Source organism: Pseudochrobactrum sp. XF203 (genome assembly GCF_020341615.1).
In the GTDB taxonomy this organism is placed as follows: domain Bacteria; phylum Pseudomonadota; class Alphaproteobacteria; order Rhizobiales; family Rhizobiaceae; genus Pseudochrobactrum; species Pseudochrobactrum saccharolyticum.
Window position 1 is genome coordinate 2,700,576 of the sequence record NZ_CP084392.1, and the last position, 21,649, is coordinate 2,722,224.

Consider the following 21,649-nt stretch of genomic DNA (forward strand, 5'->3'; position numbering starts at 1 on the left):
AATGGAATCTGCATCGTCATTTTATGTCTTTGATAAATGGCTGGATGCTTCTAAGCACGCCTTTGGCAGCCGAAACCAACTATCTACAGTGCCCAAAGAGGATAAAGAAGAGTATTATAACATATACTCTGAAATTTTTAATAATATAGAATATATTAAAAACAATTACGATCCAAACAATAACTTTGAAATTAAAACTGTAAATTACTCAAAAGAATTCGGAGCACGCGGACACCGACCAGTTGATTTATGGGTATCCCTATATGGAACAAAGACAAAATTATTAGCAAAAATGCCACAAATTTATATAATTGCCTCCCATAGAGGCATAGAGATAGGTTTTGCAGCATCCATAGATGAAGCCGATTACCATGACCCAGACGTAAAGGCTCGCAACCGTCAAATTATTCCAATTTTAAACTCTAAACTACCCTCTGCTAACGCACTTTTTACGAAAGACCTCGACGAGAAACTGCGTTTCCAAAAAAACTGGCATTTTAATACAAAAACACGTCTCAAAAAATCTGACATAGGTTTTGACCAATACAGTTCAGCCGCTGATTTATTCGATCACCTTAAAGGCTCCCAAAACTCAAGCGGAGGCGGAACTATTTGTAGAATATTTTCTAAGACAGAATTAACCAATCTCGATCTTAAAGAGCAAATATATCTAGCATTTAAAAATTTTTCTCCGCTAATTATTCAAAGCTCTCCTTCGTCTTGGGAGATCGATGTTGTGTCCGCACAGGACGCTGTACACAAATTAGCCGATAAATTTCAGTTCGACCCCATCAATCAAGAAGACGCACGCAATAAAATATTTGCTGAAATAGCACAACGACAAGGTCAAGCAAAATTTCGAAAAGAATTACTTAAAGCTTACAATGGGAAGTGTGCGGTAACAGGTACGGCTGTCCCTGCCGTACTTCAAGCAGCACATATTACTCCTTACCTAGGACCCAAAACAAACCATGTAACAAATGGTATTTTATTAAGAGCTGACCTACACAATCTTTATGATCTTGGCCTTATTAAAATCAATCCTGACACCAGAACCATAGAAGTCTCTGCAAGCCTACAGGGGACAGATTATATTCATTTAAATGGTATCAAAATCTCTGAAACCATTCACAAAAAACAGCAGCCAAGCTATTTTGCCTTAAGACAGCAATATCTTAAAGAATAAGAAAACAGTCTCAGAATTACGCGCACGTTACAACTTGATATCAATCAAGCAGTCCATATGATCATTCAGATAACCGATACCAGACCGCTGTCCTGACCATAGACGGCCTGATAAATAATAACGTCAAATGCAAGAAACACATCAAATATCATATTTACACAAAAAACAGCAATTTTTATTGAAAATAAAAAAATACATATTTCTATAATAGAATCTCGTAATTTATTTATTATGAAATATAAAAAGGAATTGATATGCCATTTAGTGGCTATGATATTATAGGTGACATTCACGGCTATAGTGAAAAATTACATGGCTTACTCCAGAAATTAGGATATACTAAAAAAAATCATTCCAATGGGTACACCCATACTGAAAGAAAAGTAATTTTCCTTGGCGATTTCATTGATCGCGGACCACAGCAACTTGATACTGTCCTGACAGCCAAAGCTATGATTGAAAGCGGCTCTGCATTAGCGGTAATGGGTAATCACGAATACAATGCCATTTGCTATGCCACACAAAATCCACATCAGCCCAACGACTATTTACGCACCCATTCGGGGAACGCTGGCAAAAAGAACTTTCAACAACACGCTGCATTCCTGAATGGGGTCCAGCACGATGCCGTTCTGTATAATGAACTTATTTCGTTCTTCAAGACACTCCCCCTCTGGCTTGAAGTTGATGACATCCGAGTCGTTCACGCCTGCTGGAATGCACAAAAGCAAAGACAACTAAAGCCGTACTTAACCAACGACAACTGTTTGACACAGTCAGGGATCATTGAAAGCGCCAAAGAAGGCAGCGCAGCCTTTGAAGCAACTGAATTGTTATTAAAAGGATTGGAACTCCCCCTTCCCAACGGCATTAAGTTTCACGATGCGGACGGTCATGAACGCCAATCAGTACGGGTAAAATGGTGGGATAACATCGCCAATGATTATGCATCACTTGCGCTTTTGCCGGAGACAATAACCCAAACCCTACCAAAGGATAAAATCCCAAACCTTGATGCATATCGCTACAATGAAGACGCCTTACTTTTCATCGGTCATTACTGGTTAACGGGTAAGCCGAAGCCATTATCATCCAATGTCATTTGCGTCGATTACAGTGCAGGCAAAGGCGGTGATCTTGTTGCTTATCGCCATGATATCGGACAACCATTTTCTCACCACAACTACGTATCAGCCTAATTAAGACGTAACAAATTTGGTACAAAATATGGTACAAAAATACATATTGCTATTATAATTTACATATTAAAATCAATGAATTAAAGATGCAGCACCAAAGAAACGAATCCCGCTCTCTCCGCCAGAACCATTTTGATGGTATTTCTCAGATAAAAATCCACGAGCTAAGTATTGCTGTTTACATCAATCATCTAGTGCGTTGATCCCGATATTAGGGCACCTTATGCTTTCATGATCAAGATGATTAACCGGCCAAAAAACTGGTATATGTAAGGCAATGATCGAACCAAGGCAGGTCAATCTCTGATGTCCGTTACAATTTATCATAACCCTGCATGCGGTACTTCACGCAATACACTCGCCATGATCCGCGCCAGTGGTGAAGAGCCTGTCATCATTGAATATTTGCAAACGCCACCTTCCAAAGAACAACTGTCAGAGCTTCTTGCAACCATGAAAATCCCGGTGCGTGATTTATTGCGGGAAAAAGGAACACCTTTTGCGGAGCTGGATCTGGCAAATCCCAAATGGTCTGACGACCAATTGCTCGGTTTCATAGTACAGCATCCCATCCTGATGAACAGACCGATTGTCGTGTCACCACGTGGCGCTGCGCTTTGTCGTCCGTCAGAGCTTGTTCTCGATCTGCTGGAAAATCCGGCTACCAGTTTCACCAAAGAAGACGGCGAACAAATTACTCATGTCATTTCTCAATTGTGACCTGCAGACATAAAAAGGCGGCCGGAAAACCGGCCGCCTCATGCACTGCATATCGATAATAATTATTCGAAATCTTTATCGCTATAGAGCTTTGTTTTCTTCACTTCTTCAATGTTTTTCACACCACCCAGCATCATATTGATGGTCAGCTCTTTATTCAGCTGCTGTATCACGGAGTTGACACCTTCCGAGCCGCCGAGATTAAGACCATAGAGGATCGGACGGCCAACAGCGACCACATCCGCACCGCTTGCCAGTGCCTTAAACACATGTGAACCGCGACGCACACCACTGTCGAAAACAATCGGAACGCGCTTATTCACGACCTTGGCAATCGAAGGCAGAACATCAAAAGAAGCAGGACCACTGTCGAGCTGACGGCCACCGTGGTTGGAAACCCAGATACTGTCTGCACCGGCTTTAATCACCACGTCAGCATCTTCCGGCGACTGAATACCTTTCACAATCACCGGCAAACCGGTCATGTCTTTTACATATTTAATATCGGCTGGTGTGAATGCCTGTTTGGCCTGTGCATAGATTTCACTGATGCCTGCACCTTTACCGGTTTTGGAACCATCATCATTCTGCTTGGCAAACAGTTCCAGATTGGCAAAGCCCAGCGGGAACTGGAAGTTATTCTTGATATCGTCTTCACGATAACCGCCGACCGGTGAGTCAACAGTCAGAATAATCGCCTTGGCTCCGCTGTCCTTGGCACGTTTCAGAGTAAACTCATTAAACGCTTCATTCTTGCTCATATAGAGCTGGAAGAAGAACGGATTACCGTCGGATACCGCAGCCACTTCTTCAATGGTTTTATTGCCATAGGTGCTCAGCGAGAAGATCGAACCCGCTTTTGCCATGCCTTTGGCCGTAGCGATTTCACCATCCTGATGTGCCAGCCCCTGTGCCGCCATCGGTGCCTGAATAACAGGGGTTTTCAGATCAATCCCAAGATAATTGGTCTTCAGATCAATATCTGACAATTCAATGCCCTGCATGACGCGCGGCATAATATATTTCTTGTCAAACACCGATGTGTTGGAGCGCAGATTCTGCTCGTTTTCTGCACCGCCACGGATATAACCGAAGGCGCCTTTATCCATATTGGCCTTAACCTGAGCTTCAAGTTCACCCAGATTGGCGATCTTGACAGGGCCTTCCGCGGTGCTGGCTTTATAGTCTGCGGCATGAGCAACCCCGAGGGAAAGAGCAAGCGCAATTGCGCTCAGCGATACTGCATATTTTTTGCTAAGAAATGTTTTCATCATACAAACTCCCGGCTTCGCGCCGATTGACTGTTTACTGTTTGACAGCTTCTGCCTGAATTTTCAGAGTGACCATTTTCTCCATGCCTTCTTTGACAAGGAAATCCACGCCCCATTTGGTGCGGTCGATTGTGACTTCGAAGTCACCGCCACAAACTTCAGCATTCAACATCGGGTTCTGGTAGCAGTTGAACTTGGTCGCTTTGAGCTGCACAGGATGTGTCTGGCCTTTGATGGTCAGATTACCGTCAACCGAAACCAGCTTGTTATCAGCGACATTCCATTTGGTAGATGTAAAGTCGATTGTCGGATACTTCGCTGCATCAAAAAGATCAGCGCTTTTCATATGCGCATCGAAACCCTTGATACCTGTATTCAAAGTATCGACAGGAATAGACACTTTCACAGAACCGGTCTGCGTTTCCGGTGAATAGCTGATGTCTCCTTTAATACCGTAGAAGCCACCGGTATTGGTGGAGGTATTAAAGTGATCAATATAAAATACTGCCTTTGTATGATCGGGATCCAGCTTATAGTCAGCCGCCTGCGCAGCAGAAACGGTCAGCAAAGAAGCAAGAAGCGGCAATATAATTTTCTTCATTTTTGTTATTCCTGTTTTAGGCATTCGAAAATTAGTACAGCAAATGCGATCTTCAACCGGCGTGTGACGTAAAACAGAATGAGTCACTCTGCTTTGTTATCATCCGGTTCAAACCTGCATTTCGACATGCACTGTTTTCTGTGGTGGAGAGCTAGGGAATGAACTGAAAACCAGTTCCGCTCGTATGGCTAAACAATAGGCCTCTGACGCGCTGCTGAGTAGAGCGGATTTTAATAAGCACTGTTCTAAAAACAGGACAATTATTCAGTACAGACTAATAAGATCAGGAATTCGACCTGTACGGATGATAAAAAAGCGCCAAAATGCGCTTTCTATAGGGGTAAAAGAGCTGTCAGAGCGATGCCTGTAAAATCTGCCGGATCTGCTCGAAATCCGTCATCGTATCAATATCGGCAAAGGCCGGTGCAGCCATTTCTGCAAATTCTGCCTGAGGTAAAAGACTGCGCGCTCCACCCTCACCTGCAAGCGGCAAATTTCTCAAATGCTCTGTCAGGCACAAGGCCGGAGGGCCGCTATAATCACCGGATGAAGATGCAATCACCGGCGCTGTGCTGCTCGCAGCCAAATGCAATAAATGCTCAATATGGGAGTGCGGCACCAGCGGCATATCCGCAAGACAAATCAGCACCCGTGACTGCGCCTGAATTTCCGCCAGACCGCGATGCAGGGAGCCAAGCATGCCTGCCTCAACATCTTCTGTCAGCGCCAGCGTAAAGCCTGCATCCGCATAGGCATTCGTCCACGGTGCAAAGCTGCGGCAGGTTACAATCCGTTTGCCCCATGAAAAACCGTCAAGCACCTGCAATATGTGATGCGCCACAGGCTTGGTGCCGAGCATGGCATTCAGCTTATCGCCATCCGTATAGCGCGAACCTGCCCCTGCCCCCAGCACCAGAACAGCAACCGAAGACGCATCAACCATGGCGTGCATCCTTAGCCTGCTCTGTCTTACGCGCCATAATTTCAGCCAAAACCGATACAGCCAAAGAGCCTGCATCCCGCACGGGACCAAACAGGCCTATTGGCGCGGACAACCGCGCAATCTGCTCTTGTGAAAAACCGTCTTTCAGCAATTGCGTGCGTCGCACTTCATGGGTGCGCCTGCTGCCGAGACAGCCGATATAAAAAGCACGGCTGTTCAGTGCCTGTTTCAGCAGCGGCAGCTCTTTATCAAGATCATGCTGGAGAAACACCACGGCCGTCGCATCATCTGTATCCGCAGGCAGTGTATCGCGCACAGCCTCGATATTCAGTGCTGTCGCAGCCTGGTAAAGCACTTCACTTTCCAGCCCCTGCCCCAGCAACACAAGACGCAATGCAGGCGGCAGAGCAACGGCGAACTGGCCTTCATGCCAGCCGGTGTTGCACGATATTTCGGAACAGGTCAAAGACTGGTGCTGAGGGTGATAGAGCAATGCTGCGCTCTGTCGGCGCGCATGATAGCCCAGCACCGCATCCAGTGCCTGCGCATCCCGCAGCACATGGATAGCCAGCACAATCCCGCCGCCGCAGGGCAGCACCACATCAAAATAGGAAGACCCTTTGCCGAGCCGCAATATTCTGTCCTGCTGCTCTGCCAACGCCTGCACAGCCTCGCGTGCAACGACACCTTCAACACAGCCCCCGGAGACCATACCGCAATAACCGCCAGTCGCAGTAACGGCCATCATCGCACCGGCAGCGCGGGAAGATCCGCCGATAATTTCTGTCAGCATAACCAGCGCGCAAGGCTTGCCCTGCTGCACAGTTTCATGCGCAAAACGCAGCACATCAATCGTCTGATCTGTATGAAATAAGCGATGCACATCGACTTTATCGGGTACGATACCATCGTCCATAGCAATGATGCCTTATAAAAATTATGTCTCAAAAACAGACCGGCGGATTTGCACCCGCCGGTTTAAACAAGCTGATTTAGTGGCTTGCTTTTTCTATGTCCTGCACGGTGATATTGGCAGGTTGGCCGCCCCATTCAGCGCGCATATAATTGACGAGATCAGCAATTTGCTGCTTTGTCAGCGCATCTTTGAAGCCCGGCATCGCCTGCATCACTTCACCATTGCCAAGGCGCTGCTCGGCAATACCATCCACAATCACATGGATCAGATTGCTCGGATCAGCCAGCATCGCACTGGTATTGGTCGTCATTGCCGGTGCAATATGCGGCTTGCCTTCACCATCCACACCATGGCAACCGGCGCAGACAGCCATATAGGCATCACGACCGCTCTGACGCAGTGCAGCATCAATCGCAACCGGTGTCTGCTCAGGTGCTGCCGGAAGCTTGTCGCCGGTCAGATAGGTCTGAATAGCGGCAATATCCTCATCCGTCATATATTGGGATGAGTGCAGCAATACCGGATACATTTCCAGTGTCATGGTGCCCTGTGGCGACATACCGGTCTTGAGGAATTTACGCAGATCCTCCGTCGTCCAGCCACGGGCAGCAAGCGCTTCAGGCTTCAGGCTCGGGCCTGTAATTTTGCCCAGCACACTGCCTTCATAGGCTGACGCCAGTTTCAGACCGCCGATCGCATTACGCGGCGTATGACATTCCTGACAATGGCCGAGAACATCGGTCAGATAAGCTCCATTGGCCTGTTCCGGTGTGGCATTGGCAGGCATTTGCAGCTTCGGATTGACCAGATTCCAGTAAGACAGTGCCCAGCGCTGATTAAACGGGAAAGACAGGCCCAGTTCCGGATTGGCGCGTTTTACCGGCTGCTGATCCATCAGATAGGCATAGATCGCATCGGAATCTTCCGGACGGATTGTGTGATAGGACACATAAGGCATCGCCGGATAAACCCGTTTGCCGTCTGCCCGTACACCATCCACCACCGCATGATAGAAATCAGCCGATGTATAATTGCCGATACCGGTTTCTTTATCCGGCGTAATATTGGTGCCGTAAATCACACCGAAAGGCGTTTCAATCGGATGGCCACCGGCATAAGGCGCACCGTCCGGCGACTGGTGACAGGCCGCGCAGTCTGCTACAGCGGCAAGATATTTACCGCGCTTGATAAGCTTGGCTTTATCTTCACCACTTACAGCCAGACGCTGTTCGGCCGCCTTATCATCATAGGCAGATTTTGCCGGCCAGAATGGCACGGAGGCAGCAACCACACCGCCGACAACACCAAGCCCGAGAATCCATTTGATTACTGGTTTCATTTAACAAGCCCCGGCGTGTTCATGACAACATCATGCACCGCACTGTAATAACGGACATAGCCGGTGCAGCGGCAGATATGATCATTGAGGGAATCTTCGATGACCTGCTTCACGTCTTCTTTTGCCACAGGCTCTTTCTGCAAACGCTCCACCAGAACGGTAGCAGCATTCACAAAGCCCGGTGCGCAATAGGAGCACTGGAAGGAGAAATGATCGAGGAAAGCTTCCTGAATGGCAGAAAGCTTCAGCTGACCGTCTTCGCCCTTGGTCGCGTGACCTTCAACTGTGCGGATAGAACGGCCGTTGAAATAATGGGCACCGGTAATGCAGGTGCGCATTTCGCGGCTGGTACCATCCGGCTCGTCCACAATCACGGTGCAGGCGCGGCAAAGTCCCTGTCCGCAGCCAAAACGGCTGCCGGTCAGGTCTGCATATTCATGCAGGAAATCCACCATCGACAATTCTTCAGGAACCGTCATCGGCCCTACCTGCTGACCGTTGATGTTCAGCTTGATTTCGCGTGTCGGGATACTCATGACAATGCCTCTTTAATCTTTTCTTCCGTCAGCGGGAGTTCGCGCAGATATTTGCCAACGGCATGCGCAACCGCATTTGCGACCGCAGGAATGGTTGGAATCTGCACCACTTCTGCAATGCCTTTCGGATGATCTTCCTGTTCTGTAACCGGCAGAATATTTGCCGTCTGGTTCCAGACCGCCACATCTTTACCGCGTGGCAGACGATAGCGGTTGAAGTTCCAGTCACCGCTGCCGGGACCGTCTTCATAGAGCGGCATGCCTTCATAAAGTGCATGACCGACCGACATCCCGATACCACCCTGCAACTGGCCGGATACGAATTCCGGAACCAGCACACGGCCGCAATCCATGGAGGAATGATGCGACAGAATTTTCACTTCGCCGGTACCGCGGTTAACACTGACTTCAATCAGTGCCGATGCCGGTGCAAAACGTGACCAGCTGGCATTATCTACCTGCGGGTCCATGTAATGCACGTTGCGACGCTCAATACGCTGCCACTGATCGGAACCGGTCTGAATTGCCAGACCATCAATCGGACGGCGGCTGGTTTCACCGAGAATATCGTAATCGGCTTCACCCCAACCCCAGCGGTCAAAGGCGTGAACCATCGCGCCGGTAATGCCTTTCAGCTCATAGGCTTTGGCGGCAAGTTCTGCCAGCGTCAGCGCACGGCCATCGGCAAGCATGAATTTCTCATCTTTCCACGAAGCAGCGGCTGCCTCTTCCAGTGAGACATTCCACAATGCCGCTGCCGCAGGCAAAATACCGCGCTCATAAATGAGACGACCTGCTTCATGGGTACCATGGGTAAAGTAGAATGCACTATTGGTGGCACTCGATGCCGAAGCCATTGCCGGTGTCCAGCGCGGATCCGGTGACATCTCATCCTGATGGGCTTTGTCCATCACAAACGGATTGAGCGTGGCAAACATTTCCAGCGGCGCCCAGTCAAGAGCAGCACTTTCAATCTCATCGGCCGGTTTACCCAACCAGCGCGAGCACATCAGTGCCTGCGTGCTGACTGCACCGGTGCCGATTTCCACGGCAATATGATGCAGACGGATTTTACCTTCCGGTGTCAGAACAATCGACGCTGCCACAGCTTCGTTGGAGTTACCGAAGCCCTTTTTGGCTATCGCATAGCCGACACCATATTTCAGCGCAGGGTTTTCTGCTTCGAACTCGGCTTTGCGCTTAGTGCGGTTTGCCCAGACCGGATGCGCACGATCAGCTTCGATCATTTCACGCATACGGCACAGGCTCAGCGGGAATGCACCGGCAGAGCTGCGTTCGCCGTCCTGCAACGCATTGATCAGACGCAGTTCCATCGCGTCCACGCCCAGCTCTTCAGCCAGTTCTTCAACCAGCATTTCTGTGCCGAACTGTGCTTCCAGCGAGCCGAAACCACGAACAGAACCGGACATCGGCGCACGGGATGAATGGGCAATGGCGGCAATATCGTTTTTAGGGAAGTAATAAATTCCCTGCGCCGCACCGGCAGCAACCTGTGTGACCGGTGTGGTATAGTTCTGGCGGCCGCCGCCATCCAGTTCCAGATCAGCCGCAAGAGCCTGCATTTTCAGTGTCTTGCGGTTGATGCCCAGACGATATTTCATGCGCAGCGGGTGACGCTTGATTGCTGTCTGGAAATGTTCTTCACGATCCAGCGCCAAACGCACCGGACGACCTTCAGCAAAGAGTGCAGCAACAATACCGTAATAAGGGAACGGGCTGTGTTCCTTGGTACCGTAACCAACAGTATAAGCCGGATGGCCTTTCAGCTCGCGCACATCAAAGGTGCTTTTCTTGAGCATGGCAGCGGTGCCGGTCATCACTTCATGCGGGCTCTGGCTCGCCATAACAATTTCAAGTTTGCCGGATTTTGCATCATACCAGCAATTGCAATTGTCCGGCTCAAGCGCTGCCGCATCAATGAACGGCGAATAATATTCGCGCTCGATCACATGCCAGTCTTCAGGCGGCGTGTTCAGCTCTGCGCGAATACCCTCAGCATAAGCCATGCCGCGTCCCATTGCATCGCCGGATGCATCAGCTTTCGGCCAGTTGACATCATTCTTGTCATAGGTTGCAAAAACATAGCCGTCATCGACCGGATTAAACAGGTCTTTCTCGGCCTTCGCACCACCTTCGCCCTCAACACGGACAAAGCGGAAATTGGCCAGCGGGCCCTGCTCAACAGGCGCGGTTGTTTCACCATAGCGGATGATCTCATCACGCTTGGTTTTATAAATGCGCTTGGCAACAGAGAAACGGGCAAAATCACGATAAATCAGAATTGCCAGCGGGTGACCGAGAAACAGCGGTACTTCGCCTTTCGGCGACAGCATTTTCTGGCCGTAAGTATAAGGATCGTAGAAATCCAGACCGGCTTTAACCGTGTCTTCGGCGGTTACCAGATAATCCGGCTGCAGATCTTCACCCAGCAAAGACAGATCAAGATCAAGAAACGGTGCATCGGCTCGGGTCGACCAGACCACGAAAGCATGCGCCTGATCTTTCGGCCAGCCTGTCATATCCTTGGCGCGGATATCACGGGCAAAAACCTTGGAACCTGTCACCTTTGCCACGCCGTCAACACGACGCTTGAGCTGGGTTGTGCCTTGCGGGAGTGGTAAGTCCAGAATCTGTTTTTCAAACAATGCAGCACGGGCTGCACGGATCGGAAGAATAGTGACCGCAATTCCGGACGCTGTAAACTTGAGAAAGTCCCTGCGTGTCGGTGTCATATGAATTACTCCCAGCGTTACTTACAATATTACAAAACAATCTTTGTCCGAACCGGCTCTTCCGACGAAGAAACGGTGAATTCAGATCTGAATTTTACTGAAACTACTCAACATTACGTAGTATTAAATATCCGGAATTAGAGCACAGACAGATTAAATCAATGCCTGCATATTTATCCGCCCGGATATAGATTTGGTGTATTTATGCCTTACTCAATCATCATTCTTCAAACGAAATTACCATCGACGAGAATGAGTGAAATCTGCGCAAACCCGACCAATATTCAGCTAATATAATAGGGCTAACACATTTTAGAACAGTTTCAAGATCACGAAAACGAGAACATTTAACACGTTGATTTTAAATCAGTTTTCCATAAAAAATAGCCTTATATTCCTATGAATATAAGGCTATTTTTGACAATCGAATCTAAAAATCACGAACAATCAGGTATTCTGGACGTCAAAACAATTATACTTGAGTAAAATTATCCAGTATTATTTTAAAGTGACGGCTCTTCACCCGGTGCCAGCGTCATAACATCCGCCCAGTCGGGATGGCGGCGATATTGCGCCCGCACATAAGGGCAAAGCGGCAGAATGCGAAAACCATTTTTACGTGCATCTTCAACCATATAGGTCACAAGTGCGGCAGCCGCACCGGTACCGCGCATGGAATCCGGCCCGCCGGTATGATCCGCACTGATAACGCCGTTCGCGCGGCGGGTAAAAGTAATCTCGGTTTCGCCTTCAACACCGTCAACACGCGCCACATAGCGCCCGTGGCGTGTGTCTGTGTCTTCCTTGCTCATTCGAATATCAGTCATTCAACCCTCTCCTTTTGAACTTGTGGTCTGTCAGCTTGCCTGTTTCAGAGTAAGTGCTTCCAGCATATCCGCACGGGTAAACGGCGCACCGAAAACCGGTGTACCGGTATCAAACATCCGGCTTTCAATCAGAAGCCCCGCATCCACCGGATCAAACCCAATCCGGTCGATAAATCCGGCAACCTGCCTGCGGGCCTCCGCATCATTACCGGCAATGGCCAGCGCACGGCGTTGCGGGTCACCGCTTGGTCGGGCTTCCTCATCAATCTCATGATAGCCCATATGGTTGAAACTGCGCACCAACCGCGACCGCGGCAGGAATTTCTGGATCACTTCGCTACTCGAAGTTCCTGTTTCAAACTCAGCAAGAGTTCCGTCTGTCGGTGCCCAGTAATTCATTGCATCAATAACGATTTTGCCCGCCAGCAGTTCCGGCTGCAGTTGACGATATTTGGACAAAGGCAGCGCAAGGATGACGATATCGCTTTCTGCAATCACGTCCTGCGCGGTTGCAGCAACGGCACCCGGCACCATGATTTCGAGCAACAGCGCAATCTCTGCCGGTGATTTGGATGTCGCAATCTTCACCGCATAACCCGCCGCAATCGCGCGACGGGCTATAGCGGTGCCGACACGGCCGGCACCCAGAATACCAATTGTTTTCACTTCGGTGATATGCATATCAGCAATCTCCTGCTATTCAAAAGCGTATCCCGAAAAGTGGGAACCGGTTTTCGGATAAGATACGCGCAGAAACAAACGGACGGAGTATTTCCAACAATTCGGTTTAAACCGAAAATACTCAATCCACGCCAAGCTCCGCATCAACCAGAGGCTTCACTTTGGTTCCCAGCAATTCAATCGAACGCAGAAAGTCTTTATGCGGCATCTGCCCCACATCCATCTGGAAAAACTGGCGCATATGCCCGAGCTGTTTCTGCAAGGTGATAATACGTTCTGCAATTTCTTCCGGCTCACCGGCAAAAATCGCGCCGCCGCCACTGGCTTCACTGTCATAATGCGAGCGTGGCGGTGGTGCAAAACCACGGATTTTGCCCAGCTGTTCCATCACCGCATGCCAGTGCGTCCAGAAAAAATCCTTGGCTTGTTTGGCATTCTCGCCAACAAAACCCGGCACTGCGACCGAGACTTTCAGCTGCTCCGGAGCAATCTCAGCCTGAGCGCCCGCACGGCGGTACAACTCGGCCAAAGGTGCAAAACGCGCAGCCTGTCCGCCGATAATCGCATAGGAAATCGGCAGTCCGAGAATACCGGCACGCACCGATGAATGCGGATTACCACCGGTTGCCAGCCAGATCGGCAGCGAGCCACTGTCAGGACGCGGCACAACCAGCGCCTCATTCAAAGCCGGACGGAATTTACCCTGCCATGTCACGCTTTCGCTCTCATTGATCTTCAGCAGCAGATCAAGCTTTTCCGCATAAAGCTCGTCATAATCATTCAGGCTATGACCGAAAAGCGGGAAAGATTCCGTCGAAGAACCGCGACCGGCTGTGATTTCTGCACGTCCGTTCGATACCGCATCCAGCGTCGCAAATTGCTGATAAACGCGTACCGGATCATCGGTGCTCAGCACGGTTACGGCGCTGCCCAGCTTAATGTTTTTGGTTGTGGCTGCCGCAGCACCAAGTATAACCGTTGCCGCAGAAGCAGGCATTTCCCGTGTATGGTGTTCACCAATACCGAAATAATCCAGCCCCACTTCATCGGCCAGCTGAATGGCTTCCAGAAGGTTGCGTGTTGCATCTGCCGTTGAGCCCAGCTCACCGGTCTGTGCATTTTTCTGTACGTCGCCGAAACTATAAACGCCAAGTTCCATAATACTGGCTCCTTTCAGTGCGGCATCTCAATGCCCGCACTTTGAATTTTCTAAATATGTGTCGCTGTCTGTTTATCAACCGGCTGTGCCGGTGCGTCCTTTGAGCAATTGTGCAAATGGCGTAACCGTCTGGCTGAGCTGCACACCGGAATCCCGTTTGCGCTGATCGCCGATATTCGGGACAAACCCACCGACACCGTTCTTTTCCGCTACAACCAGCGCTGCAAATTCACTAGCCGCACGTTGCACGCGCGAAGACAGATCATGTCCGGCTTCACCACTACCAAAATCTTCTGTCGCAGCGAAAACACCAGTCGGCACAACTGTCGCCCGCAGGTAAGAAAATAACGGCCGCAAAGCATGATCCAGCACCAGCGAATGGCGTGCGGTTCCCGCTGTTGCCGCAATAATCACCGGCATATTGTTCAGTGCATTGGTATCCAGACTGTCGAACAGCATTTTGAACAATCCGCTATAGCTGGCGGTGAAAACCGGCGTGACCGCGATCAGCCCGTCAGCCGCAGAGATTTTCTCTTTAACCTCTGAGAGATGCGGTGTCGGAATGCCACCGGTCGCCATAGTCGTGGCCAAGTCCATAGCCAGTTCACGCAGTTCGATGACCTCAATCTGCGCCTCTTCACCCCGCGCACCGATTTGCGCGGCTGTTGCCTGTGCAATCTGATCTGCCAGCATACGGGTTGATGATGGCTGTGACAGACCTGCACTCAATACAAGAATACGACGTGTCATAATTATCTCCGTTCATTGGCAGGGAAGGAGCAGAGATATCCCTGCCCCTTAATCAAACCTGCCTCAGGCTGGCTGTTCTGCGCTTTCAACCGGAATGACCTTACGGTGTTTGCCGCCCTCGCCCTGTGCACGCAGGCTTGCATGACTTGGCGGATCACTCGGAATATGCGCCGGACGCCGTGCTTCAAACTCTTTGCGCAATACCGGCACCACTTCCGTGCCGAGAAGCTCAATCTGTTCAAGCACCATCTCTTCCGGCAGACCGGCATGATCGACAAGGAACAACTGACGCTGATAATGACCGGCATAATCAGCAAAACTCAGTGTTTTCTCGATCACCTGCTCCGGCGAGCCGACAGTCAGCGGGGTCATTTCCATAAAATCTTCCATGGATGGTCCGTGACCATAGACCGGCGCATTATTGAAATAAGGCCGGAAATCACGAATGGCATCCTGACTGTTTTTCCGCATGAAAATATGCCCGCCAAGACCGACAATCGCCTGATCCGCACTGCCGTGACCGTAATGTTCAAAGCGTGAGCGATACAGATCAATCATCTGCTGGGTATGTTCCTTGTTCCAGAAGATGTGGTTTGCAAAGAAACCATCTCCGTAGAACGCAGCCTGTTCAGCGATTTCCGTACTGCGGATTGAGCCGTGCCATACAAATGGCGGCGTATCATCCAGCGGTGCCGGAGCCAGCGTAAAACCGCGTAAAGGCGTGCGGAACTGACCCTGCCAATCCACTGTTTTCTCACGCCACAAACGGCGCAGCAGATGATAATTCTCAATCGCCAGCGGAATACCCTCACGGATATCCTTGCCGAACCACGGATAAACCGGCCCAGTATTGCCGCGCCCCATCATCAGATCAACACGACCATCGGCCAGATGCTGCAGGATCGAAAAATCCTCGGCAATCTTCACCGGATCATTGGTGGTAATCAGCGTTGTCGAGGTCGTCAGCTGAATCTTGCTGGTTTTAGCCGCAATCCAGCCGAGCATGGTCGTCGGTGAAGACGGCACAAATGGCGGATTATGATGTTCGCCGGTAGCAAAAACGTCGAGACCGACTTCTTCTGCCTTCAGCGCATATTTCATCATCGACATCAGCCGCTGATGTTCGCTCGGGGTTTTGCCGGTTGTCGGATCAGTTGTTACGTCACCGACGGTAAAAATTCCAAACTGCATGAGTACACCTGTCCGTTTGTTCCTGTGTCAGGAATAAGCACCAAAGTGCGTTGTTGACAGAAACATAATCAGTTCAGATTTTTGCAGTAGTCAGTAGAATTGCACTAGACTGTCCTAAATATCAGACAAACTCTCATCATCAGCGCCACTCACCAGATTGGCCATCAGACGGAATGCCCCCGCAACCAGCCTGTCCATCTGGTGATGCAGCACAAGACTGGTATGTGTATGCCGCCCTTTGCCAATCCGTGCAGACAAAAGCGCACCGGTTAACGGCTGCTCATTGGCATCATGCATAGATAGCAGCGGTTGATAGGCCTCATCCCAATGAGAGGCGAAATACAGCCCGCGCTCTTTGTTCCAGCCCTGCCAGTCCTCATCTGTTATACAATTCGGCCAGTTGAGCAATCTGTGCTCCGGCGCCAGAACGGTGACAGTCGCTGCGGGATCAGTCACCCGCCAGCGCAGTGAGGGCGAGCCGATTTTCAACGGGCGCACCGGTGTTGACTGCGGGTTCCAGCCATCCGTCGGGCGATGATAAAGCGTCAGCAAATGACCGCCATTTTCAACATAGGCATGCAAGCGTGCTGTTGCCTCCGCCAGATCTTGCCTTATACCGAAAGCAAAAATACCGACAACGATACACGTAAACTGCTGCAAATCACCGGCCAGATGTTTCGGCTCCAGCTCTGTTACATCAAGCCCCATACGGCTCAACCACAGACCAACACGATCAGCGCCACCGCCGATATAACCGATGCGCGCGCCTTGCGGCAGTTTCAGATCCAGCACCAGCACATTCAATAATTCCGGCTCGCGATACATCACCCGCCCGATATGCGGATAGGCAATTGGCGTCTGCCGCACTGCATCACGACCGGCAATTTGTGCTTGTAAGCGGAACAGTCCGGCTTCCCGTTTTTCCGGCGCGTGAAGTATCGTGCTATCGGCACTCTGCACAGCCGACCAGCCACCATTGCTGATAAAGCGCACAGGCTGCGGATCACCACTGACAGTTACATTCACCGGCCATTGTGTTTTGTCTGCCGGATCAAGCGGAACAATCACCGCTTCCGGCTCAACCCGCACAGACTGGGCAGGCACCAGCGCAAACTGTTCCGCAAGATCGAAACTCGCTTTGGCCTGATAGTCCGAGAATTGTGCTGTCACACGCACATAAAAATCACCATTGCCTCCAAGCGAAGACCAGACCGGCCGGTAAAGCGGACTGAAAGCCGTCTCTGCTCCGGCCTTTATATCAAAGGACTGAGTGGTCGCGGTTGTCTCATGCACATAAGCCGCACAATGTTCCGATAAAACCGGTTCAACCTGCGCCTGATATTGCGCATGATCAGCGCCAAACCGGACTTGCAACAAAGCTTCACCGGCAGGTGACATCACCGGCGGGTTCAGCTCCGCACTGTCAAAAATCGCTGCAGCTTCAATCAGAGCAGCATCAATCTCGGTCTTCTTGCGTAAAAGACGATGCTCATGCGCGAGCAGAAAATCTGCCGGTGCATTAGCGCGGATAGTATCAATATTGCGCGCAGCCGATACCAGAGAAGCGATGATTGCATCACAGTCAGGGAACGCGGCAATGGCACTATCAATCGCTTTTTGCGCAGCTTGCAATGCTTGAACGATAGGTTCAGGCATCTCCGCATGAGCCGCTAAGGTTGCCAGATCAGCTGGCAGATTATCCAGAACGGAAACCTCCGCACCGGTCTTCTCTGCCAGCAGCAAATGCAGTGGCCATTGCGTTTTTGGCTGTTCCGGCCAATGCCCCATACCCTGCGACGCATGATAATAACGCGACCATTCCCCGATGCGGTCATAATCCGCACCCGTTGCCGGTTCACGCTTGTCAGCATGGACAATCACAGTCACTTCAGGTGGCGGCACTTCATCATCATAAGTATCACCCCCGCCAGACCATGCAGGCAGATAATATTTGGCGACCTGCCAAGGCTTCAGCCCTTGCGCAAAATGCTCAGGAAAAGCCTGATTGTCAGCAGCCAGCGCAATCGCTCGTTCCGCCGCGCGGGTCATCGCACGATGATGGCCATGCTGCCCCGGCACATCAAGAAATGTCGGAATTACAATATCCGGCCGCTCACTGCGATAGGCACGCACAAGACGCTCGACAATACGCTTCTCACCCCAGCGGTCAAAAGTCCGGTCACCATCTTTGGAAAAGCCAAAGTCATGCACCGCATCATCAGGCCCGTGACCAAGCCATGCAATATCGCAATCCAGTATCCGCGCGGCCTCTTCCATTTCACGGGAACGCATCAGCCCCAATGCACCGCCGTGTTCTGGCCCCAGTGCATTCTGCCCGCCCTCACCCCTTGTGGAACAACCGACAATCACCCGCATACCAATGCCAAAACGGAAATAAGCTAGTAACCCGCTTTGCTCGTCATCGGGATGTGCGCCGGTATTCATGATTGTCACAACCGAGCGCAACCGGCTCAGCGCATGATGCAGGCGCATAAGAGCCGGTGCCGATTTTTGTCGTTCTATACGTTGGCGGTCAGTCAGCACCGGATGCCTCCCCACAAAGATGAATTACAAGTCAGCGAGCGTATCTAGTTTCGGTGTCATCGCTTCAAACAAAGGCAGAGCTGCGGCACCCAAAGCCGCCGTAAATTGTCCGGTATGCCCGCGCAACACACGCGGCAAAGCACGGCTGCGGCGGCTGGCAACGGAAATCGGCAACTGCCCCATCCGTGCAATCAATCCGTCGATAATCGCATCGGGTAACATACCGCCCAGCACTACCGTTTCCGGATCGAGAATATTTTCGATCATGGCAATCATCGGCGCCAGATAGAGTGCGGCCTCGTCCATCCATTGCATCAGCACCGGATGAGCGCTGTCATGCAATTTCTGCAGATCATCAAAATCTGTTTCTGTAACGCCCGCCAAAGCCAGCTTTTCACGCAGGACATACAGTGAGGCGTAGCGCTCCAGACAACCGGACTGACCACAGGGGCAGGCTCTGCCTTTTGGCGCCACCACAATATGTCCGATTTCACCGGCATTGCCGAAAGCGCCGCGAAACGGCACACCATCCTGAATCATACCAAGACCGACACCGGCACCGAAATAGATCATCGCAAAGGAGGAAATGGCATGCCCCGCGCCAAACAGGCGCTCTCCCACCGCCGCCGCATTCGCGTCATTCTCGATGGTAACCGGTTCACCGCAAGCCTGACCTAAAATGGCTGCCGCATCCACATCTGACCAGCCGGGCAAAGTAGTCGGCCCGACAGAGGTCATGCCTTCAATATCGAACGGCCCCGGCATCACCACACCGACACCCAGCAACGGTGCGGAAAACTCCGCTTTCACAGTATCAACCTGTATACGCAACAAGCCGGAAAGCGCGTCAGGGCTGGTATCATGCACCGGTGTAATATGGCGGGAACGGGGTTGCCCTGTCAGATCAAGCACCGTCGTCACCATGTGATCGGATGCCATTTCAACACCCATCGTTACAGCGCCGTCAGGATTGACTGCGAATTGTTTAGGCGGCTGGCCGCGTCCGGATTTGAGCCTTCCGGTCTCCATCAACAGATTTTCACAGACCAGTTCATCGACAATATTGGCAATTGCCTGAGCCGTCAGATGCGTCAAACGCGCAATATGCATCCGCCCCAAAGAGCCGTGCTGACGCACAATATCCAGCACCACCCGACGATTGTGATCGCGGATTCGCTCGGGGTTTTTACCCAAAGTAATCAGCTGTGTGCCTGATTCTATGCCCGATTGTGTACCTGCCGGCTGTGCGCCCATGCTGCTCCGTCCTGCCCGTCTCAAAAAATGATAAGCGAGAGCCTTCATAACCGCAATAGATTAACTCAAGTAAATTATCTTATTGACAAAAGCCTGTAAAATAGTGACCGTAGAGGGCAGCTCTGCGGAGGAAAACGCATCTGAAGGGGCAAAGCTGCCAACCGGTCTTTGACGAGATGCAATTTCCGAACACTGATCGCTGACGCATGTCACCCCAAAACGGGCTGCCGTTTCGGAAACAACATGCACAAAACTGTATTTTTGCCTGATACCGGCAACAGCCGGAGGTCATAAGGGGAGGTTCACATGCGTAAACTATTATTTGCGGGATTGCTCGCAGGCTTCAGCACAATGGCGCTCAATGCAGCGCAGGCTGTTGAAATTGAATATTGGCAATATGTCTTTGAATCGCGCGTTAAAGCGATGGACAAGCTGATCGAGAATTTCGAAAAAGCCAATCCGGACATCAAGGTCAAGCACACCACCTTCCCTTATGATGATTATCAGACCCGCGTGATTGCAGCCAAAATGGCTGGCAACAGCCCTGATGTTATGCAGCTTTTCTACGGCTGGCTTGATAAATTCGTTGCAGGCGGAATTTTGCAGCCGCTGCCAACCGATACATTCCCGCATGATAAGATCGAAAGCGACTTCTTCCCGATCACCAGTGCGATGAAGCGCGGCGAAGACTATTATGGTCTGCCGACTGCCGTGCGCTCACTGGCGCTGTTCTACAACAAGAAACTGTTTGAAGAAGCCGGTCTGGATCCGAAAAACCCGCCGAAAACACTGGATGAGCTGGTTGCGGCGGCTGAAAAGACTGCCAAGCGCGATGCAAACGGCAATCTGACCACCGCCGGTATCACTCTGGATATGGCCGGACAGGATCACCATTGGTGGCGTGAAGTGCTGATCCGCCAGTATGGCGGCGCGCCTTACACCGACAATGACCGCAAAGTTACCTATGATTCCGAAGCCGGTGAAAAGGCTCTGAAATTCTACACCGACCTGCAGACAGAGAAAAAAGTCGGCGAGTTGAAATTCATGGATGAAGGTCAGGCTGCGTTCCGTGCAGGCATGGCTGCCATGACTGTTGACGGTACTTTCCGCCTCGGCGCATTCCGCACCATCAAGGATTTTGAATGGGGCGTTACCGAACTGCCAGCCAATGCTGAAGGCGTGCGTTCCAACTATGCCAGCTATTTTGCAAATGGTATCGGCGCCAATGCAAAAGGCGAAAAACTGGAAGCTGCCAAGAAATTCCTGAACTACATCTCCTCGCCGGAAGCGATGGAAATCTGGCTCAAGGAAGTTGGTGAACTGCCTGCACGTCGTGCGGTTGCCCAGACTGAAGCCAATCTGGCAGACCCGATCTACGGCTCGTTCCTCAGAGGTCTGGACTATGCGCACACCACCATGTTTGTGGATGAAGCAGCCCAGCGTCAGACCGCTATGGATATGGTGAACCGTGTGGTTCTGGAAAAACAACCTGTGAAAGAGTCGCTGGCTGAAGCTGCAAAAGCAGAACAGACCATCATCGATGATGCGCAATAATCTCTGAAAAAGACGGTGTGCCGCTGTCATCAATCGGCGGCACACCGGAATATCGTTTCATCATCTTCAGACTGCATGAAACTGCGGATGAGTTCCGTCTCTCCGCCAGAATATTTCCGGTATGTGCTGAACCTCCGGCTATATTCCCCAAATTTGTTTGACGCATAGTCCCGCAAAACCGCATCGCACTTTGCCGGATATGCTTCCGTACCATAAGGTATTTTG

The 21,649-nt window shown here is 50.8% G+C and carries 18 protein-coding genes; 4 read left to right on the forward strand and 14 right to left on the reverse strand.

What is annotated here, in order from left to right; genetic code table 11:
- Position 1: 1 nt before the first annotated feature.
- The 3 genes from LDL70_RS12290 (at position 2) to arsC (ending at position 3,105) form a co-directional block, all read left to right on the forward strand.
- Positions 2 to 1,186 (forward strand): HNH endonuclease, encoded by a 1,185-nt coding sequence (locus LDL70_RS12290; protein WP_225685167.1) that lies wholly within the window; start codon positions 2 to 4, stop codon positions 1,184 to 1,186.
- Between the two features lie 254 nt (positions 1,187 to 1,440).
- On the forward strand, positions 1,441 to 2,385 hold the full coding sequence (locus tag LDL70_RS12295; RefSeq protein WP_225685168.1) for a metallophosphoesterase: 945 nt from the start codon (positions 1,441 to 1,443) through the stop codon (positions 2,383 to 2,385).
- Between the two features lie 306 nt (positions 2,386 to 2,691).
- On the forward strand, positions 2,692 to 3,105 hold the full coding sequence (gene arsC / locus LDL70_RS12300) for an arsenate reductase (glutaredoxin) (RefSeq protein WP_225685169.1): 414 nt from the start codon (positions 2,692 to 2,694) through the stop codon (positions 3,103 to 3,105).
- Positions 3,106 to 3,167: 62 nt separating this feature from the next.
- Here the strand turns inward: arsC and LDL70_RS12305 are convergent, their stop codons facing one another.
- From LDL70_RS12305 to LDL70_RS12370, 14 genes are all read right to left on the reverse strand, one after another.
- The gene (locus LDL70_RS12305; RefSeq protein ID WP_225685170.1) at positions 3,168 to 4,379 is read right to left on the reverse strand and encodes a lactate oxidase; all 1,212 of its coding nucleotides are present in this window, start codon (positions 4,377 to 4,379) and stop codon (positions 3,168 to 3,170) included.
- Between the two features lie 31 nt (positions 4,380 to 4,410).
- Positions 4,411 to 4,977, reverse strand: a complete 567-nt coding sequence (locus LDL70_RS12310) for a YceI family protein (protein WP_225685171.1) — start codon at positions 4,975 to 4,977, stop codon at positions 4,411 to 4,413.
- Positions 4,978 to 5,329: 352 nt separating this feature from the next.
- A complete protein-coding gene (locus tag LDL70_RS12315) occupies positions 5,330 to 5,920 on the reverse strand; it encodes an NTP transferase domain-containing protein (protein ID WP_225685172.1) in 591 nt (196 codons plus the stop codon).
- Positions 5,913 to 6,836: an XdhC family protein gene (locus LDL70_RS12320; RefSeq protein WP_225685173.1), complete on the reverse strand. Its 924-nt coding sequence runs from the start codon at positions 6,834 to 6,836 to the stop codon at positions 5,913 to 5,915. Before LDL70_RS12320 ends, LDL70_RS12315 begins: the two co-directional genes overlap by 8 nt.
- Positions 6,837 to 6,912: 76 nt before the next feature.
- Positions 6,913 to 8,175: a cytochrome c gene (locus LDL70_RS12325; RefSeq protein WP_116088920.1), complete on the reverse strand. Its 1,263-nt coding sequence runs from the start codon at positions 8,173 to 8,175 to the stop codon at positions 6,913 to 6,915.
- On the reverse strand, positions 8,172 to 8,711 hold the full coding sequence (locus tag LDL70_RS12330) for a (2Fe-2S)-binding protein (protein ID WP_022710574.1): 540 nt from the start codon (positions 8,709 to 8,711) through the stop codon (positions 8,172 to 8,174). The genes LDL70_RS12325 and LDL70_RS12330 overlap by 4 nt, the downstream gene beginning before the upstream one ends.
- Positions 8,708 to 11,464: a xanthine dehydrogenase family protein molybdopterin-binding subunit gene (locus LDL70_RS12335; protein ID WP_225685174.1), complete on the reverse strand. Its 2,757-nt coding sequence runs from the start codon at positions 11,462 to 11,464 to the stop codon at positions 8,708 to 8,710. The genes LDL70_RS12330 and LDL70_RS12335 overlap by 4 nt, the downstream gene beginning before the upstream one ends.
- 503 nt (positions 11,465 to 11,967) lie before the next feature.
- Entirely contained in the window at positions 11,968 to 12,291 is a 324-nt protein-coding gene (locus tag LDL70_RS12340; protein ID WP_022710576.1) for a GNAT family N-acetyltransferase, read from the reverse strand.
- 30 nt (positions 12,292 to 12,321) lie between these two features.
- On the reverse strand, positions 12,322 to 12,972 hold the full coding sequence (locus tag LDL70_RS12345) for an NADPH-dependent F420 reductase (protein ID WP_225685175.1): 651 nt from the start codon (positions 12,970 to 12,972) through the stop codon (positions 12,322 to 12,324).
- 121 nt (positions 12,973 to 13,093) lie between these two features.
- Entirely contained in the window at positions 13,094 to 14,131 is a 1,038-nt protein-coding gene (locus LDL70_RS12350; RefSeq protein ID WP_022710578.1) for an LLM class flavin-dependent oxidoreductase, read from the reverse strand.
- Between the two features lie 75 nt (positions 14,132 to 14,206).
- Positions 14,207 to 14,881, reverse strand: a complete 675-nt coding sequence (locus LDL70_RS12355; protein ID WP_225685176.1) for an FMN reductase — start codon at positions 14,879 to 14,881, stop codon at positions 14,207 to 14,209.
- 63 nt (positions 14,882 to 14,944) lie between these two features.
- On the reverse strand, positions 14,945 to 16,072 hold the full coding sequence (locus LDL70_RS12360) for an LLM class flavin-dependent oxidoreductase (RefSeq protein ID WP_075657102.1): 1,128 nt from the start codon (positions 16,070 to 16,072) through the stop codon (positions 14,945 to 14,947).
- 114 nt (positions 16,073 to 16,186) lie between these two features.
- Positions 16,187 to 18,616, reverse strand: coding sequence for a PIG-L family deacetylase (locus LDL70_RS12365; protein ID WP_225685177.1), 2,430 nt, complete (start codon positions 18,614 to 18,616; stop codon positions 16,187 to 16,189).
- Between the two features lie 24 nt (positions 18,617 to 18,640).
- Entirely contained in the window at positions 18,641 to 19,870 is a 1,230-nt protein-coding gene (locus LDL70_RS12370) for an ROK family protein (protein WP_225685178.1), read from the reverse strand.
- A 306-nt stretch (positions 19,871 to 20,176) separates the two neighbouring features.
- Between LDL70_RS12370 and LDL70_RS12375 the strand changes: the two genes are divergently transcribed.
- The gene (locus LDL70_RS12375) at positions 20,177 to 21,424 is read left to right on the forward strand and encodes an extracellular solute-binding protein (protein WP_225685179.1); all 1,248 of its coding nucleotides are present in this window, start codon (positions 20,177 to 20,179) and stop codon (positions 21,422 to 21,424) included.
- The last annotated feature ends 225 nt before the right edge of the window (positions 21,425 to 21,649 follow it).

What these genes read in the sequence shown, in the direction of transcription:
- LDL70_RS12290 (WP_225685167.1), top strand. Translation starts at nt 2, where the DNA reads ATGGAATCTGCATCGTCATTTTATGTCTTTGATAAATGGCTGGATGCT.
- LDL70_RS12295 (WP_225685168.1), top strand. Translation starts at nt 1,441, where the DNA reads ATGCCATTTAGTGGCTATGATATTATAGGTGACATTCACGGCTATAGT.
- arsC (WP_225685169.1), top strand. Translation starts at nt 2,692, where the DNA reads ATGTCCGTTACAATTTATCATAACCCTGCATGCGGTACTTCACGCAAT.
- LDL70_RS12305 (WP_225685170.1), bottom strand. Translation starts at nt 4,379, where the DNA reads ATGATGAAAACATTTCTTAGCAAAAAATATGCAGTATCGCTGAGCGCA.
- LDL70_RS12310 (WP_225685171.1), bottom strand. Translation starts at nt 4,977, where the DNA reads ATGAAGAAAATTATATTGCCGCTTCTTGCTTCTTTGCTGACCGTTTCT.
- LDL70_RS12315 (WP_225685172.1), bottom strand. Translation starts at nt 5,920, where the DNA reads ATGGTTGATGCGTCTTCGGTTGCTGTTCTGGTGCTGGGGGCAGGGGCA.
- LDL70_RS12320 (WP_225685173.1), bottom strand. Translation starts at nt 6,836, where the DNA reads ATGGACGATGGTATCGTACCCGATAAAGTCGATGTGCATCGCTTATTT.
- LDL70_RS12325 (WP_116088920.1), bottom strand. Translation starts at nt 8,175, where the DNA reads ATGAAACCAGTAATCAAATGGATTCTCGGGCTTGGTGTTGTCGGCGGT.
- LDL70_RS12330 (WP_022710574.1), bottom strand. Translation starts at nt 8,711, where the DNA reads ATGAGTATCCCGACACGCGAAATCAAGCTGAACATCAACGGTCAGCAG.
- LDL70_RS12335 (WP_225685174.1), bottom strand. Translation starts at nt 11,464, where the DNA reads ATGACACCGACACGCAGGGACTTTCTCAAGTTTACAGCGTCCGGAATT.
- LDL70_RS12340 (WP_022710576.1), bottom strand. Translation starts at nt 12,291, where the DNA reads ATGACTGATATTCGAATGAGCAAGGAAGACACAGACACACGCCACGGG.
- LDL70_RS12345 (WP_225685175.1), bottom strand. Translation starts at nt 12,972, where the DNA reads ATGCATATCACCGAAGTGAAAACAATTGGTATTCTGGGTGCCGGCCGT.
- LDL70_RS12350 (WP_022710578.1), bottom strand. Translation starts at nt 14,131, where the DNA reads ATGGAACTTGGCGTTTATAGTTTCGGCGACGTACAGAAAAATGCACAG.
- LDL70_RS12355 (WP_225685176.1), bottom strand. Translation starts at nt 14,881, where the DNA reads ATGACACGTCGTATTCTTGTATTGAGTGCAGGTCTGTCACAGCCATCA.
- LDL70_RS12360 (WP_075657102.1), bottom strand. Translation starts at nt 16,072, where the DNA reads ATGCAGTTTGGAATTTTTACCGTCGGTGACGTAACAACTGATCCGACA.
- LDL70_RS12370 (WP_225685178.1), bottom strand. Translation starts at nt 19,870, where the DNA reads ATGGGCGCACAGCCGGCAGGTACACAATCGGGCATAGAATCAGGCACA.
- LDL70_RS12375 (WP_225685179.1), top strand. Translation starts at nt 20,177, where the DNA reads ATGCGTAAACTATTATTTGCGGGATTGCTCGCAGGCTTCAGCACAATG.